The sequence below is a fragment of the Paenibacillus sp. FSL H8-0315 genome, assembly GCF_038005365.1.
Taxonomy (GTDB): domain Bacteria; phylum Bacillota; class Bacilli; order Paenibacillales; family Paenibacillaceae; genus Paenibacillus_AQ; species Paenibacillus_AQ odorifer.
On sequence record NZ_JBBOTA010000001.1, the window covers coordinates 1,554,759 to 1,572,823 of the forward strand.

Below are 18,065 nucleotides of genomic sequence, written 5' to 3' on the forward strand. Positions count from 1 at the left end.
GCCGGAGTGTGTTCGACTTATATTTCTTCCTCATACGCATCGGACCGAGGAGACCTTATTTCGATGATTCGGGGCATTTTGCTCGACTATCGGACTCAGATGCAGCTATTGACTCTTTTGCACAGTAATTCTGGACAATTTTATAGTAATAAGAGCTATACAGTCCGATTCCTTTGTAGAATAGCTCAAATATCCGAAATAGCTGCGATACGGTCCGATGTGTTCTAACTATGATCTATTTTGTCGGGGTGTGTTCGACTTTTCCGCGGGATTCTACTTTGCTGAGGTGTGTTCAACTTATACTCCTTCCTCATACGCATCGGACCGAGGGGACCCTATTTCGATGAATCAGGGCATTTTGCTCGACTATCGGACTCAGATGCAGCTATTGACTCATTTGCACAGTAATTCTGGACATTTTTATAGCAATAAGAGCTATACAGTCCGAAATCTTTGTAGAATAGCTCAAATATCCGAAATAGCTGCGATACGGTCCGATGTGTTCTAACTACGATCTACTTTGTCGGGGTGTGTTCGACTTTTGCGGGGGATTCTACATTGCCGGGGTGTGATCTACTTTTGCACGGGATTCTAATTTGCCGGAGTGTGTTCTACTTTTGCGGGGGATTCTACTTTGTCGGGGTGGGTTCGACTTTTGCGGGGGATTCTACTTTGCTGGAGTGTGTTCTACTTTTACACGGGATTCTAATTTGCTGGAGTGTGTTCTACTTTTACACGGGATTCTACTTTGCTGGGGTGTGCTCGACTTTTGCACGGGATTCTACTTTACTGGGGTGTGCTCGACTTTTGCACGGGATTCTACTTTACTGGAGTAAGTTCCGATAGATAGTAAAGTGTGGTATTAGTAACTGCCAAACAGTAATGTACCTAATAGCAATGTACCTAATAGTAATGTAGTATCTATTAGTAAAGTTCGATAAAGTAGCTAATTTCATTAACTGATCTATCAAAAAGAGCGACTCTCCGGTTAATGGAGAGTCGCTCTTTTGTAGTCATTTCAGCTTACTTCAAAATCAAATTATAGATCACTTGAGCCGCTTCTGCGCGCGAAGCGATTCCTTTTGGTGCAAACCGTTCATGACTTTGACCTTGAATCAGTCCTAGACTGGCCGCTTCATTTACAGAAGCAGCGGCCCAAGCAGACACCTGATTCATGTCGGTGAACGCTGCGGCAGTTGCACCGTTGATTGTTGCGCCGTTAGTTGTTGCACCATTGGCTGTTACGCCGTTGGTTGTTGCACCATTGGCTGTTACGCCGTTGTTCAGCTCGTAAGCCTTCATTAGCATCACCGTGATTTCTTCACGGGTGATTTGTGCGCCCGGCTCAAACTTGGACGCACTTCTGCCACTCACGATTCCCGCCTTGTAAGCGATTGAGATAGGCTCCGCATACCAGGCGGATGGAGCAACATCAGCAAAGCTTTCTTTTCCTGTCGCGGTCAGTCCAAGGGCATGAACAAGCATCGAAGTGAACTCGGCACGTGTAACTGCCCGGCTTGGTTCAAACTTTACTTTGCTTGTGCCCTGCACATATAGCTTGGACGCCAGCTCTTGGATTACTGGGTTAGCCCAGTGATTGGCCGGAACATCGACAAAGATGCGGTTCAACTCCAGCACAGCATATTTGCTGAAGTGGCTGACCTCAGCTTTTAATACACCGTTAGCATAATCAGCTTGAATATATTCCAGCCTGCCATTGTCCGCGATATAATAAACACCGCCTCGTTTAGCATTGAAGCCTTCTGCCACTGGCATGATGAGTGTTATTGGCTTATCAAATGTAGCGAGTGTGTCTGTAGTGCCTGACTTAGTGGTAATAGAAAGACTAAATTCATAGATGTCTCCCTTGAGAACAGCAGCCGCATTAGTAGAACTAGCCACTGTAGCAACCAACTCATCGGCCTTGCTGCTGAGGTTCACCATCTTCAGGGCAATCTTGCTATCTTCCCGCTGTCCCTCTGGCAGCTTGTTTTGCAACTGGTGAATTAGCTCCGCTGGTACCTGCAAGGAGAGCTTACCCGCATTCAAAACTAGGGTGTGGTTCGCCAACTGTCGGACTACAGCAGAGGATAACTGAACTTGTTGGATGTCCCCTTTAATCTCAACCACTACCTGACCAGAAGCACTGTCCACTTTCAGCATATCTGGCATGAGAATCAAAGTGCCCGCAGCATTCTCTTGACTCGAAGTACTGCCAGAAGTGCTGCCAGAGGTACCGCCATTGTTTCCTGGATTCCCAGGATTACTCGGTTCTCCCGAATTTCCTGGATTCCCAGGATTACTAGGCTCTCCCGGATCGCTCGGTTCTCCCGGATTACTAGGCTCTCCCGGATTTCCCGGCTCTCCTGTAGAGGCCTCTTTGACTGTGATTTCTGCCGATGCTTTGAACCCACCATCTACCGTCTCCACAGTAATGGTGGCCTTTCCAGCTTCTACAGCGGTTACTGTTCCGTACACTACGGTAGCTACAGAGGTATCGCTCGAAGTCCAAAGTACTGCTTTATCCGTCGCATCTTCCGGGGATACTGTAGCCGTCAACTTGCCGGTTTCACCAGCGGTCAACGCAAGCTCTGTCTTATCCAGTGTTATACCGGTTACTGTCTTAGGTGCAGCCGTCAATTTTACCAGTTTCGACTCTGTCGGCTGCAAGGACAATTTCATAGTTCCTGTGGCAGAGGAAACTTCTCCTGTCCAGAGATCTTGCGTAGTATAAATCTCTGCAGCATCCAGTCCAGCGCGGCCAAGATCAACTTGCTTATCTGCCGAAGCAGATGCACTGTAATTGAATACAGCCAGATAATAATCATTGCCATCCTTCATAACAAAAGTATCGGCGGCATTGGCGTTTGTATTTCCTTCAAGTGGTTTGAACACTTTTCCTTTTAAAGCTAAATCGAGAACATCTTTGTTGTTGAACAAAGCGGTCATGTACTCCTGTGCTTTTGGATCGTTAACATTGTCAGAGCCAAGCAGTACTGTTCCAGCGATAACGCCAGAGTTCATACGGCTACGCGCTTCAGTCAAGCTGGTAGCACGGGCCAATGCCAAATGATCAGGATCGGTGTAGGTATAGATCGTGCCATTTTGCCAAAAGCCATAGGTTAATGAATTCAGCATATATTCGGTTTCATTGATCTTGCCGTAGGTGTCGCAGGAAATTCGCCGGCTATGCGCATATTGACTCGGGAAAATTGGCGCAATTGATGCGCTAATGAACATTTTTCCATCCAGACGTTCTTTCACATAACGCATTCCTTCATTATAAGCTTGGATTCCTGTCGTTATAGTTGAATCGAAATGTTGCCCCTCAAGCGAACCATGCGTTAAGAAATCCAATTTGATGAAGGTGAAGCCCAGCGCTTTAAATTTGTCCAAAAAATAGTTCATGCGTAATTGGGCACCAGGATGTGTTACATCCAAAGGAAAAGCCCCGTCCAGAGTCGGCAGCGGTTGACCCGCGGCATCCTTAAGGACAATATCGCCGTAAGTATATTTATTGTCAGTTCCCTCTACAATCTGGTCCATATTGTTGCCCCAGTATACAAACGGTGCCCAATAAATACCCGCATGCTGGCCATTCCCTTTAATAACCGATACGGCGTCAGTCAGCTGCTTATCATTCAGATTATCCCAATAAGAATCCATGTTAATAAATACATTGCCGTTATTATTGAAATTTTGCAGATTCTCTTTATAGTAATTGGAGACATCCACTACATCCTGATATGAAAGCGTACCCTCGTAAGCTCCCCAGCTATTAAAACCAACCGGTACGCCTTGTGGCAGCTCGGGGTTTAGCGCAAGTGCAGGTGTAATGATCGCATTAGCTTTGCCATACTCCTCAAGCCCTGTACGGTAATCACTGAAGGCCCCTACCATGATCATAGGTGAGGACAAGTTTGTTCCACTTAAGCTGCCATGAGGCTGGGTATCCCGGGTAACATCACTAGCTGCACCCCCATATACGACCAGCTCATTCAGCCGATTGGAGGAACCTTTCCAGTCGATGCCTGTCTTCCAGGTATCATGAGTTACAGAGCCAAGCACAAGGCCGCTGCGTGTCGAGTTGTTAAACACAGTCGTCATCTCATAGCTGGTATCTGCACGATTCATAGATTGAGATTTATAACGAATCCAAGCATCATTGTCAAAAGGAACCGTAAGCACACGATTATCCGCACTAGCTCCGATATCCACACCACCTGTACGTTTTACGGTAATAGGTGACATATAGTTGGTCTTGACCGCTGTATCGCTGGCCGCATCCAGACGGGTCAGAAAATACTTTTGATCGTCATAAAACTTGTAGACCTGCTTTAACGTCGGTTTTCCTGTGGAAGTGTGGACAAAAGTTAGCTCCACGCCTTTGCCGAAACCATCCTGAATGTCTACCGGAGCACCAACACTTGTATGACTCTCATAGCTTGTAGTCTCAACGAGCGTATCGCCGATTTTGATACTGCTATAGATCCCATGCAGCTTCTGTCCGTCAGCCCAGTTATAGCTTGCATATCCAGACTTGGTATTATAGGACACTTCATATTGGCCATTTGATACAAGCAGTCCGTAAGTATATTCGGTAACTGTGATAGCTCCGTAGTTCTTCGAAGCGCCCGGTGTTCCTAAATCACCGTCCTCCTCTACTGGGGGATTAGGATCCACACCCATGGCTGGTTCAACTATAATTCGGTCCAGATCTGGCGCATACCCGTTGCCATCTGTAAATTTGATTGTATTCTCGCCTTCGTTCAGTGACAGTGTAAGTTCATACATTCCAACCGTATCCCAGTCCGGTGTCTTGGGCAGCTCATAATACTGCTCTGCTCCACCATTCGCACTAACGTAGAAGCTGCGTGGGTCACCTGAAATATAGGCGACTGTGATTCGGTAATCATCAGTCATAGGGGCTGTAATCTTGTTGAAGGTTATGGAACTGCCGCTATTCAAGTACCCTACCTTCTGACCACCCGAAGCATTCGGACTTTCGGAAACTTGGGCCTCACCTGTCAAATCATTGAGTGGAGATTCTGCTTCATAGCTGAGGGTATAAGGAATAATTTCTATCCGGTCGAAATCTGGAGAATACCAATCATGATCTGAGAAGGTGATAGTATTCAAACCCTCTACCAAAGAGGCCTCCACATCATAGGTTCCCACGGTGCTCCAGCTTGCCGTCTTTGGCAGGTCGATCATTTCATCCAGTCCATCGTTAACCTGCATATAGACAGGACGTTGATCGCCGGAAATATAGGAGATGCGGATTAAATACGTTCCCGCTGCTGGTACTGCAACATTTGTGAACTGTAAGGAACTGTTTTTGTTCAGATCCGTTACGATTTTACCGCCAGAGCCCACACTGCTGTCCGCCACTTTGGCGTTGCCTGTAAGCATATTCTCAGTAGCCTCGGCTTCCATGATCACACCATGCAGCTTCTCCTTCCAGTCACCCCCGGGTCCTTCACCTGGATCGCTGTCGTCCAGTCCATGGATTACGATCTTATCGATGTCCGGAGAATACCAGTTGTTGTCATCGATCAAGATGGTATTAGCACCCGCGTTCAGCGGAAGCGTCACATCATAAGTGCCTACCGTATCCCAGTCCACAGTCTTGGACGGTTCTTCAAATTGCTTGTCACCGCCATTGGCACTGATATTAAACGGGCGTGAATCGCCAGAAATATAATACACTGTAATTTTATAATTCCCCGGCTCGCTTACGGTCACATTATTGAACAACAAGGAGCTGCCTTGATACATGCCGCCAACTTTTTTCCCTCCGGAAGCCGCTGGGTGGTCAGAAATTGACGCATTACCCGTCAGAATATTCCCATCCGCTTCAGCTTCATAGCTATTTGTATCCTCGGCGTAGACCTTGCCGGCAAACTGACCACCGCTGCCTAACACTAAGCTGATCATAAGAAAGAACAAGACCCCTCTTTTCATTACACGTCCAAACATTTAATCCCTCCATTTAACTTTCTGATATAAGAAAAGCCTTCCGGTTGCAATTCATCAGTTGTTCCTCTTTCCAAATAACGTCTTCAGAACTCCTCTCCTTGTTGTAAGTAACGTCATGTAAGGAATGTACGGCCCGTACCGATTACTCTCTCAAGAATGCTGTATCCAACTATTGCCGTCTGGATTTCTTGAAAGCGCTATCGCAATTAGATGTGTAAAAAAGCTTCCTTTAATCGCAATAATGAATCAAGCCCCTCACATGTGCTGAGTTGTAATACATGCTTATTGTAAAAAGCAAAGGGGCATCTTTCCATATCGCAAGTTTACAATTCATAAAGGAAAGCGACTTTTCTTTCTATTCAGTAAGCAGAAGTGCAGAAGGTTAAATATTTTTCCTATACTCGTTAGGTGTGACCCCAAGGTTCTTCAGAAATAGAGAAATAAAATAAGACGTGCTTTCGTACCCCACTCTCTGGGCAATATCTTGAATCTTCAGTGACCCGTCTGCGAGCAGCTCCTTAGCCTTATCAAGCCGAATACGGGTTAAATAATCGTGGATCGTGATGCCTGTTTTATCCTTAAAAATAGATCTTAAGTAGTTCGGTGACAGATAAACCTGATCAGACAGACTATTAATCGTAATCGGCTGATCGTAATTTTGTTCAATCACGGTGCGAACCTTGTGGACGAGCTTTGTATTTTTATCCATAAGTCGCTCACCTAGCATGCTCACGGCATCACCCGCAGTGCCCAGGATTAAATCCTCGATCTCATGTAAAGTCAGCGCATTATAGATGGAATGATAGAGCTCCGCCCGCTTAAAGCCCTCGGGAACAGACTGATGCAGCTGCTCTAGCAGTTCATCAACAAGATCAATCGCCCAATCACAGATGATTTTTTTCTTGATTCTCAGTGTGGCCAGTCCCACGAAATATTGATGCAGCTTTTGTGCGGCCTGCTCGAAGTCCAGCTGATGGATAGCTTCAAACCACTCTTTTCTCTCAAAAGGTGGCATATGTTCACTGTCGAACTGATTCGAAATAGCCTCGGCATGAATAATTAAGCCCGTGCCTTTATAAAAACGTTCATTTAAAATCACACGCGTCTGCTTATACAGATTATGGACCAGCGCTAATTCTGCTGCCTGCGCTCCGACTGCTGCCGTCACCGTAAAATCCAGCGCACTACGAATAGCCACAGCTAAATCCTCCCAAGCATAATAGCCAGGCTGTTGAGTCGCTTCCATGAACATACCTGTCTCGCCATCCTTGTAAGGAACAAAAACAACCTCTATATTTTTCGCCTTAAAAAAGTGATCCAGATAAGAAATCAACCGGCTCATACACTCTTCCAGACTCTGCTGCTCACCCTCCGCCTCTTTGGGATCAATGCTGAACAGTGCCATGGTATAACGATTACTCTCTGGGAGACGTGTCAGCCTATTGAAGTTATTTGCCAGCTCTGCGGCTTGCTCCGCATTTTTTTCAAAAGAAAGCTCCTTAAGAATCTTAGTTTTAGCAGCCTCCATAGAACGTTGTTTCATCTGAACCTCTTCGCAGCGTGCTTTAACCTTTTCGATAACGCTTTCAATTTCAGTCAAATCTAGCGGCTTCAGTAAATATCCAACAGCTCCTACATTAAGGGCCGATTTAACATAGTGGAATTCATCATGTCCGGTGAGGAACATAATTTGCATCTGGTCATAACATTCATGTATTTTTTTAGCCAACTCAATTCCATTCATTATCGGCATCTGAACATCTGTAAGAATAATATCCGGTTGAAAAGCCTCTATTTTCTCCAAAGCTTCTCTACCATTGCTCGCTGTTCCGACTACATAGATGCCCATCTCTTCCCAGCGGATATAATCTCTCATCATCTCAAGACCCATTTCTTCATCATCTACCAAAAAAATACTATACACCTGAGGTTCCCTCCTTCTTGTTGTCTGTATTTGCTCCTATTATATTCTTTTCCCCTTAGTCGATCATCGACCAAATAAATGTAAGTCATTTTCAGGCATGAATCGTTACTTTGTAAGATCTAATCCCAACGTGCTCGTAAAAAGGCTATCGGGTCCTAAGCAGACCAGATAGCCCTTCGATACCTACTCATCATTATTCGGACGCATAATGAAAACGGAGGCTCATCGCCCCCGCCGAATCATTATAACAGCTCCAATTGGCTGTTGAAATAGTAGCTTCCTCCTGTTTCTGCTTGGAAGGTAGTTCTCTGATCTCCCCATCGAAGGGTCACCGTTCCCGGTGCGTAGGTGCGAAGCGTAGCTTCCGTCAACTGCCCCTTCTCCCAAACTACGTCTACCTCTACCTTTCCTTTGGCTCGTAATCCAGACACCGATCCTGTATTCCAGGCTTGCGGAAGCGCTGGCAACAGATGAATTTCATCCGCGTGGCTTTGCAGCAGCATCTCTGCAATGGTAGCCGTCCCGCCAAAGTTGCCATCCACGACAAAGATATTGCACTCTGCCCCACCAATCCCTGATTTGGAGAAACTGAACAGATTATCGAAGCACAGTCCGCTAATTAAATGAGAGATATGCTTATACGCCTTCTCCCCGTCATATAGTCTGGCAAAACTAAGACCGAATAAGGCGGCGGTGAACTCTACATCCTCCAGTTCTTCCTGAGCCATCCGGTTCTCCAGCGTTACCCTTGCTGCCGCGCTTAACTCCGGTGTTCTGTCCGGTGTAATCTGGTTGCTTGGATACAAAGCGAACAAATGAGCCAAGTGTCGATGCTCAGGTTGCGCTTCTTCATAATCTTCAAGCCACTCCTGCAGCTGACCTCTTTTACCAATCTGTAGCGGGGGTAACTTAGCCATAGCTTCCTTAAGCTTCAGCTGAAGCTCCACATCTGTATCGAGCAACACCGCAGACTTCAGGCAGAACTCGAAAAGATCTTGCACGAGCACTTGATCCATGGTCGAGCCCATAGACAGCTGCTGTGCACCCTCGCTGCTATCTGCGGGATAGAAGCTGTTCTCTGGCGAGTTAGAAGGACCCGTCACCAGCCAGCCATATTTCGGATGAATCGTCATATAGTCGAGGAAGAATTCTGCGGCTTCTTTTAGCACAGGATATGCCTGGCGCTCTAGAAATACACGATCCTGACTATATTCATAATGCTCCATCAGATGGATTGCAATCCATAATCCGCCTGTGACATTGAGCCCCCATGAGGTTTCCCAGCCCGGAGCTGTAAACCCCCAGACGTTAGAGAATACATGCGCTACCCATCCTTTGCTGCCATATAAATCGCGTGCAGTTGATTTTCCCGCCTGAGATAAATCTTCAATATATCGCATCAATGGAAGGTGGCTGTCTGCAAGGTTCACGACTTCTGTCGGATAATAATTCATCTGTGTATTAATATCGAGATGATAGTCGCAGCTCCAGCCCATACGGCAAGCCTCACCGTCATTCCAGATTCCCTGCAAGTGCAGTGGAAGAGGTGAATCTTCCCGTGATCCGGCAATGGTTAGGTAGCGGCCATACTGGAGGAACAATGCGAACAACTGAGGGTCCTCAGCCTGATCCTGTGCCAGTAACCTAATCCGCTGATCGGTAGGCAGACCTTCTTTCCCGGAGCTACCCAATTGAATATCCACCTTTGCATAATCCTGACGGTAATCTTGAATATGATCTTCTTTTAACTGTGCATAACCTTTGGTTAATGCCTGCCTTAGGTTGCTGTAGCTCTCCGTCTCCCATTCCTGATTGCTCCGGCGATAATCAGTACTGACCCCAAAATAAATCCGGGCCTCATTAGCTCCGGAAACTCTTAATCGGCCATCCCCCCTGTAGATCGTACCGCCGGATAGACTTATTTTGAGCTGCCCTTTTGCCCATACCCCGCATTTACCATTACTATGCACCTTTTCTGTAGCTTGCCCCTTGAATTCAATAGTGTCGCCATCCACAACCTCAGTCGTAAACGATTCTGTCCCACCTTCGATGGCAAGCGTAAAGGATACCCCTCCAGGCTTATCGCTCCAAATTCTTGAAACTACCAGATCATCGGCATGTGAAGCGAAGACCTCTCGACGGATTGTTGTTTCGCCGCTCTCATAGACCGCCCCAGACACTGCACTTGTCAATTCCAGCTCCCGCCGAAACACACCGCCTGATTTAACATCCGCATCCTGGGCAAAATCAATAACCACCTCGCATAATCCCAGGTTCGTACCGAAATTTTGTTTTTTAGGCTGTAAATACTGTTTGGCTAAACGATCACCGCTGTCATAATCGCCGGCAAAAAAGTGACTTCGCATCTCTTCCAGCGCAGTTCTACCTCCGGCAGGAGCAGACTCGGGATCCGTTTGCCCAGACCAATAGGTCACCTCGCTCATGCTCCACACTTCACGATGCGGCGCCGCCATTACAACAGCACCTATTCTTCCGTTACCCAACGGCAACCCTTGCGACCAGCTTGTTGCAGGGGTTGAATACCACAATTTAAAATCGCTCATTTGATCGTCTCCTGTCTGTAATAGACCTTCAAAAGTTGTTGTTAATTAATCCGCTTTCTCTGTTATTAACATTGTGTATTTATCGCATTTATCGTAACATCATCAGTACTACTAGTCTTTGTTGACTCGTTCATTCATTTGACAATTTATCCGTTATCCCAAATATTTAACTACAGGCCAAAATTAAGAAATGCTGCTAGCAAAGGGGTATAGTATGAACAAACTATCTGAAATCACACCGTATGTTGGAGCAATCATGCCTTATCTGTACGACGGAAGCAGCAATGAGCATCTGCGCGTCGGCAATGCCTACGCCTTTCATCTGTTTACCGATGGCCCCGGTGAGATGGAAATCGACGGAGTTCGTTATCCGATTGAGCGTAGAACACTGGTGTTTCTGCGCCCCGGCCAGCCACATGCCTTTCATATTTCCCCTTCTCATCCACTCTCGTCCTACAATGTCTATTTTGATTTGTGGGACAAGCAGTCGCCTATGTCTACTAATCTTTCTTTTATCCATGCGCCTGAACCCTTTAGGCTTGAGAAAAAGGCCACCGAAGTCCCCTGTGCCGAGCTGAAAGAATTGCCCTGCGTTTTCCCGCTAGCTAAATATCCACAGCTATACGATAGTCTTGTGATGATTGCCAAAATATACAATGAAGCGATATTCTACCGGAATGAAGCGGTTCATAGCTTGTTATACGGTTGGATATTAAGCTGGTATAATGCCCTCCATCAGCATCAGCCAAGCGATTATCGGATTGTCCGCCTGTTGGAGTATTTGAACACTCATCCCGAACGTGGTAAATCTATCGAAGATTGGGCACAGCTCTGCGGACTCAAGCGAACTTATTTTCATGAGCTGTTTCTGCGAGAAACCGGAATGACGCCGCGCGCTTATCATCATAATCTCGTTATGCGGCGGGCGGCAGGTCTGCTTCTGGAGAGCGAGCTAAGTGTTACTGCCATTGCTGAGAAATTAGGCTATCCTTCGATCCATCCCTTTTCCAGACATTTCAGTGCCTGCTACGGCATAAATCCCACACAATACCGCCTTAATCCGCAAAGCCGAAAACAAATATAGGTTGTAAAAAAGAATACGCGCTATCCGCAAGAAGCAGAGGGCGCGTATTCTTTTGTTATTTTGCCGTCAATTTGAAGATTTTAGATTCTGCGGGTTCAAGCGTAACTTCCAGCTTTCCTGAGATTTCCCCTTCTACACCTTCCCATAGGTCCAGCAGCTGGTAAGCAGCTTGAGCATTCAGCCCTGCCCGTTCTAATGAGAGGGATTTAGGAGCAGATTTCGTGACATCGTAATTGAAGACTGCTATATAAAAGGCATTTTCTTCTGCAGATTCGAGCACAAAAGTATCACAGGATTGCTTGCCGAGGTCCCCTTCTATCGGTCTGAAGGTTTTGCCAAGACGAGCAACATCCATAATGTCCTTATTGCTCAGCCAAGCTTTAGCCCGGGCGGCGGCTTCCTCTTTTCGGAAGTCATCCCCTAGCAGCAGCACCGTTCCCGCGATCACCGAAGCGGTTAGCCGGCTCCGGCCTTCATGCCAGCCCGTGGCTTCCTGGTTATGACTCTTGTACAGTACGGAATGGTCGGGATCATTGAAACGGTACAATGAATCGCTCATCCACCAGCCATGGGTCAAAGAGTTGAGCATATATTCTGTGTCCTGCAGCGTGCCAAAAACATCACAAGAGACACGCCGGCTATGTGCAAATGCATAAGGGAACAACGGTGCGATGGACAGATTAATAAAGAACGGTCGACCACTTACCTCTGGAGACAGCTTGTTCTGCAAGTAGGACATACCGTAGTGATACGCCGCAATGCCCGTCGTAATCTCCGGATTGTGATGCTGGCCTTCCAGTGCGCCATGTGCCAGGAAATCCAGCTTGATATACTCGAATCCTTCCGAGATGAATTTTTTTGTATACCAATCTATTCTTTGCAGGTTCCCCGGATGTGTGGGGTCAATGGCTAGCCCTCCATCAACATCCGGCAGAATCTCACCTTCGCTGTCCCGAAGCAGGATATCGCCATAGGTGTATTTACCGTTCGTACCCTCCACGACATCTCTGAACTGAGTAGGACTTCCCCAGAAAGCGAAAGGGGTCCAGTAAGTTCCCGGTCTATGACCATTCTTCCGCACTAGCTCAAGTGCATTTTTCATTTCTTCTGCTGTGAAATTATCCCAAAAAGCGTCAAAGTTGATGTACAGCGTATCCTCATTCTGGAATCCTAACGGCTGCACTTCTTTTTTCAAAAACTCACTGGTCGACGTATACAAATCATAATCCAGATCAGCCATTGCAGCAGACCAGCTATTCCAGCCAACAGGAACGCCACCCTCCCAAGCCAGTGGAGCTTCAATCCATGTATTGGCCCGGCCGTAAGCTTCAAGACCTTCTCTGTAATCATCATAAAAACCTACGAATACGAGCGGAGACTCCACTCTTTTGCCTTTTACATAACCGTGCGGCTGAAAGTCGCGGGTTAATTCACTCACAGCCCCACCGTAAAGATCCAGCTCCTCGATCTGGCCGCTTCGCTCGCTTTTGATACGAATACCCGTTTTCCACACCTTGTGAGTTATGGAACCCATGATAATTCCTCGCCGGCTATCCGGCGCGAACACTGCCGTTACCTCGTAGCTCTCTGTATCCATAGGTGGCTTCACCACTGTATATCTGACCCATTTATCATTGTCGTAAGGCACACGCAGGATGCTTGGTTCATCCGGTTGACCTGACTCGCCGCCGAGGGATACCGATTTGCTCTGAATGACCGCCATGCGGTTCGCTTTGATATCCTCATCGCTTGCGATCACACTTTGCATCAACACATATGATGATGACTCATAAATATAAAAGTGCTGCTCCAGCTGTGGCAGCAGGGATGTTTCATGTACAATCACTAGATGAACACCTTTGCCAAAACCTTCACGAACAACCTCTTCCTGCAACTTCAGCACGTGGCTCTGATAGTGTTCAGTATTATATTCCCGGCCCTGCCAGCGAAAGGCGCTGCGAATCCCCTTCACATGTGCAGAAGTCCCGCCGACAACGGATGACTCACCCGTTCCGAGATCAATCTCCAGATTCACCAGGCCATTGGTTACACGGATAAGAGACGTTGTGTCTGTATTCACGTTTACGGTTGTATTACTGTCAGTTAGCATAATTTGCCTCCTTGTTGCTGCATTTTGGACCTTGAAGGCCGCAGTCTCAGTAGCTGTATCCCCCAAGTATGACCTCATTATAAAGAGCGGATAAAGCGTTTTCTATACAACGATCTTCCGATCCATACCGCGATCTAACACAACTTACCTAAACTCTGCTGGTCCTGAAGCTTCATGCTGAAAATGCAAAAAACAGCAGCAGGACCAAACGTTCAGGTCCTACTGCTGTTCATACGCTTATAAAACGGATTATTGCTGATCACCAATGATAAGCTTGTAGGATTGTCCCGCGGTTGTAGCGAAACTTACCCTTCCTTCGGCGGAACGTTCACACTGTATATCCTGACTGCCACAGGTTACCTTAAGTGGGGTATCCATGCGGATCACACATTCTGTGCCCAGCAGGGAAGTGATCTGCGCTTCCACTAGCTTGCCGTTGTCCCACTGAATGCTGACTTCAAAGCCACCGCGGGCACGTACACCTGCAACGCTTCCCTCCTGCCATTCATTCGGCAATGCAGGCAGTAGTTCGAGATAGCCGCGGTGAGATTGTAGCAGCATTTCGGCAATCCCGGCGGAGGCTGCAAAGTTGCCATCAATCTGGAACGGCGGATGTGCACCGAGCAGATTGGCATAAACTCCGCCGTGATTATATTGCTCCGACTCCCCGTCCTTCACCAGCCGCAACATGTTGGAGAGCAGACGCAAGGAACGGTTTCCATCCCGGAAGCGGCTCCATAAAGCGACTCTCCAGCCCAGACTCCAGCCTGTGCTTTCATCCCCGCGCCGCTCCAGCGAGGTTCTTGCCGCAGCAAATAGCTCAGGGGTCTCTTCTTCTGACAACTGGCGGCCCGGATAAATTCCAACCAGATGCGAGGTATGTCTGTGGTACATGTCCTCATCCTCAAAATCAGAGGACCATTCCTGCAGTTGCCCGTACTTGCCAACCTGCAGTGGCAATAGACGCTCACGGGTACTTTTCAGCTCTTCACGCAAAGCTTCATCCGTTCCAAGAATCACTGATGCCTCGATACAGTTCGTGAACAACTCCCAGATCAGTGATATATCCATTGTGGCACCCGGGCTGACCGCAGCCACACCCTCCGCTGTCCGGAATTTATGCTCTGGTGAAGTGGACGGGGAGGTCACAAGATTACCCTTGCCGTCGTCAATCAGCCAATCCAATGCGAACAGAGCCGCCTCCTTCATGACAGGATAAGCCGAAGTCCGCAAGTATTCAGTATCTCCGCCAAAAGCAAAATGTTCCCAAAGATGCTGGGTCAGCCAGATGCCGCCCATTGGCCAATAGGCCCAGCTTGGATCTCCATCACCATAATCACCTACCGGTGCAGTGTGTGCCCAAAGATCCGAGTTATGATGAGCTACCCAGCCCCGGGTGCCATAGTTGGTCCGAGCGGTATCCGCCCCTCTCTTCGCCAGATTGCCGACGAAATCCAAAAGTGGCTCATGACATTCTGCCAGATTGCAAATCTCAGCGGGCCAATAGTTCATTTCTGTATTGATATTCAGTGTATAGTTACTGCTCCAAGGCGGACGAGTAGAGGCATTCCATATTCCCTGAAGATTGGCGGCCTGCGTTCCGGGACGCGAGCTTGCGATCAGCAAATAACGTCCGAAATGAAACAGCAGCTCAACTAGACCCGGATCTTGCGCGGAGTAAGTCGTAATCCGCTGCTCGGTTGACATTCCTTCCGGTGCCAGCGGCTTGCCCAGCCGAAGCTTCACCCGATCGAAAAGTGCCCGGTAATCAGTGATATGCGCTTGAAGCAGGCTGGTGTAAGACTTGCCTTGAGCACTTGCCAAGAAGGAAGCTGCAATGGTGGAGGCATCTTTTCCTTCAATTCCCGGGATTAGGTCATACCCGTTAAAACCTGTAGCCGCACTGAAATAAAAGGTTGCCGCTGTCGCACCCAGCAAATGAATCCCACTGCCATCAACCGTTACTTGGCCGTCATCCGCCGTCACGGAGAGTTGTCCTTCGAAAGCCATTCCCTTGCTGCTGCCTAATTCACCGTATTGGATGGGATTGTCGCTCCCGAAATAGCTTGGATCTACATGCTCCGGTGCCGTTCCCGATAGAACAAAGCTGTCACCTTGCGGATAAAGGTTGTGCCGGAGTGGACTTTCCAGCGTGGCATGCACATTCAATGCGCCTGGCACACTTGCGGTCAAACGAAGTACAAGCAACTGATCAGGATGAGAAGCGAACATCTCACGGGTATAAGTAACATTGCCAATCTGATATTCAATGCGATGCAGCGCATTTTCCACATCCAGTGTACGCTGATAAGAATGATAGACGTTGCCATGCTCAAAACGAAGCAATAGATCACCAAAAGGTAAATAAGATTGAGTATACGGCCCCATCATTTCTCTGGTCAGCGTGTCCGCCTCAACATAACGGCCTTCTTGAATCAGCTGTCGCACCTTTGGCAGAACGTTCTTAGCACCGGGATTGTTCCCCTCTTTTGGGTATCCTGACCAAAGCGTATCCTCGTTTAGACTAATTTTCTCCTGTTCCACACCACCGAAGATCATACCGCCCAGACGTCCATTCCCAATTGGAAGTCCTTCCGTCCATACATTTGCTGGCTTGTCATATTGAAGTTTCATACGCGCTCTCCTCACCATCTGTCATTTAATAAATTATCAGCAATTTCAACCTCACTGCAGGCATTTAATTCAATCGCATCATCAAGATTCGAAAGACTCGCCTCACCACTGCCTGCCAGAATTCCATTGCACTTAAAGACCAGTCCGCAGGTGCTCTTGGCACTAAGGGCCAACACATCAATACTTTCAAACTTGTTATTCGTGATGACAATTCTCTGGTGAACGGGAGCACGCTTATCTATCTCCACATTCTCCGGCGAAATAAAGATAACCGGATGCTTTTGACTTCCACATTCCAGAAAATGATTGCCGCTGATGATCACATCCTCCACCTTGCCGGATTCATACCAGGACTCAGCATCCACTGCAATCAGAATGGCATTCATATGCATCCGTTCAAAAATGTTACCCTTAATTTCCACTTTGCGCCGGGTTGTCACAAGAATACCGCGGGTGGGTACTCTCGCGAAGTGATTATTAGTGACTTCAACCTCTGGAGTCCAGGTAACATTCTCTATAACATCATGGCTGCCTATATCATCAGGAGCCGGATGAGCCAACGTCAACAAAAGCTCGCGTGGATTTAGCCGCTTCACTTCGACCACTTCATTAGCCGCATAAGTGGTCAATGAACCGGAGCGAACAAATTCAATTTCGTCCCCCGGATAGAAAGCCATGAATCCGTAGGTCTGATGATGCATGAACCGGACCTTTACTACATTCGCCGATGGCTGCTCTACGATCCGCAGATAAGTACCATGGACATTAACGGGATCGTCATGTGAACCAGAAAAATTACTATCGGCAATGATCACCTTTCCCCGGCAGCTAGACATGTGAATAAAGTCCGCAAAGCCTGTGACCGTTCGTCCCGTTTCCGGACGCGGTGAGAGATCCATACGGCGGAAGCTGAGATTGTCGCTGAACTGGCCAACGATGCCAAGTCCATGCAGAAAATGTAGCCCAACATCGCTCAAGGTGATGTTCGAGCTTTCCGTAATGAATACGCCCACCTGATCACGGATGCCGTCACGGCTTTGTAGAACATGCCCCGGAATAACCTCAGGCTGAAAATTAAAATGCAGACGGAGCTTCATCGGCTCCAGTTCCTCGACAGTGTCTGCCTGCTCCAGCCAGTTATCCATCCGCCAAGTCGTATTGCGCTGCGGATCATAAGTCTGCATTGGGCCTTCAGAAAAGCTCCAGCCCTCACCGATCCAGACCAACTTATCCTCCCTAATCTCATAACGTGAATCGGGATGTACTTGGACATCGAACGAATGGTCACCGCTTTCGGTAATCGTCATCTCCGTCACAGTTGGCCGGGCATAGTCGGTATGTAAATTACGGATCTCCACATTCTTGCAGCCATCCAGCAGGAGCATCGTTTGCTTGCCGTGAAAAATAAATAATGAATCATTGCCCTCCAGCGTTAAATTATGTTGTCCCTTCAGCAAAATACCGATGGTCTTAGTGACATCCCTGTTCTCTTCCTCACTGGCAGTATTAGAGATAAAATAAGGTTTGCGGATGGCCTCGTCCGGATAGAAATGATAGCAGCCCTTCGGGCAATCCAGTAGTACCGGACCGGGAATTTCAGCGACAGCCTGTATAGCCCGAACCATGGCTGGCTGCGCGTCTAAACCAGAATCCGGCAGTACTCCATAATCCGTCAGGCGGATTACAGCAGGAGTAGTAAAGGCGTTACTCTCAGCAGAAGTAATCATCGGCACCGCCTTTCTTTTTTTGTAAACGCTTAATATTTGGCAG

Annotated in this window: 7 protein-coding genes; 1 reads left to right on the forward strand and 6 read right to left on the reverse strand. The window is 47.6% G+C overall.

Going from position 1 to position 18,065, the window contains the following annotated elements; translation table 11 throughout:
• Positions 1 to 1,023 precede the first annotated feature (1,023 nt).
• From MHB56_RS06760 to MHB56_RS06770, 3 genes are all read right to left on the reverse strand, one after another.
• The gene (locus MHB56_RS06760; protein ID WP_341143414.1) at positions 1,024 to 5,979 is read right to left on the reverse strand and encodes an S-layer homology domain-containing protein; all 4,956 of its coding nucleotides are present in this window, start codon (positions 5,977 to 5,979) and stop codon (positions 1,024 to 1,026) included.
• A 382-nt stretch (positions 5,980 to 6,361) separates the two neighbouring features.
• Positions 6,362 to 7,903: a response regulator gene (locus MHB56_RS06765; protein ID WP_341143415.1), complete on the reverse strand. Its 1,542-nt coding sequence runs from the start codon at positions 7,901 to 7,903 to the stop codon at positions 6,362 to 6,364.
• Positions 7,904 to 8,145: 242 nt separating this feature from the next.
• Positions 8,146 to 10,467: a glycoside hydrolase family 95 protein gene (locus tag MHB56_RS06770; protein ID WP_339244421.1), complete on the reverse strand. Its 2,322-nt coding sequence runs from the start codon at positions 10,465 to 10,467 to the stop codon at positions 8,146 to 8,148.
• Between the two features lie 214 nt (positions 10,468 to 10,681).
• On the opposite strand from MHB56_RS06770, the gene MHB56_RS06775 reads away from it, so the two are divergent.
• Positions 10,682 to 11,551, forward strand: coding sequence for a helix-turn-helix domain-containing protein (locus tag MHB56_RS06775; protein ID WP_076128933.1), 870 nt, complete (start codon positions 10,682 to 10,684; stop codon positions 11,549 to 11,551).
• A gap of 55 nt (positions 11,552 to 11,606) precedes the next feature.
• Here the strand turns inward: MHB56_RS06775 and MHB56_RS06780 are convergent, their stop codons facing one another.
• The 3 genes from MHB56_RS06780 to MHB56_RS06790 all read right to left on the reverse strand — a co-directional run bounded on the left by MHB56_RS06780 (position 11,607) and on the right by MHB56_RS06790 (position 18,022).
• Positions 11,607 to 13,661, reverse strand: a complete 2,055-nt coding sequence (locus MHB56_RS06780) for an alpha-galactosidase (RefSeq protein WP_341143416.1) — start codon at positions 13,659 to 13,661, stop codon at positions 11,607 to 11,609.
• A 249-nt stretch (positions 13,662 to 13,910) separates the two neighbouring features.
• Entirely contained in the window at positions 13,911 to 16,295 is a 2,385-nt protein-coding gene (locus MHB56_RS06785; RefSeq protein WP_280753425.1) for a glycoside hydrolase family 95 protein, read from the reverse strand.
• Positions 16,296 to 16,306: 11 nt separating this feature from the next.
• Entirely contained in the window at positions 16,307 to 18,022 is a 1,716-nt protein-coding gene (locus MHB56_RS06790; RefSeq protein ID WP_341143417.1) for an alpha-1,3-galactosidase-related protein, read from the reverse strand.
• Between the last annotated feature and the right edge of the window lie 43 nt (positions 18,023 to 18,065).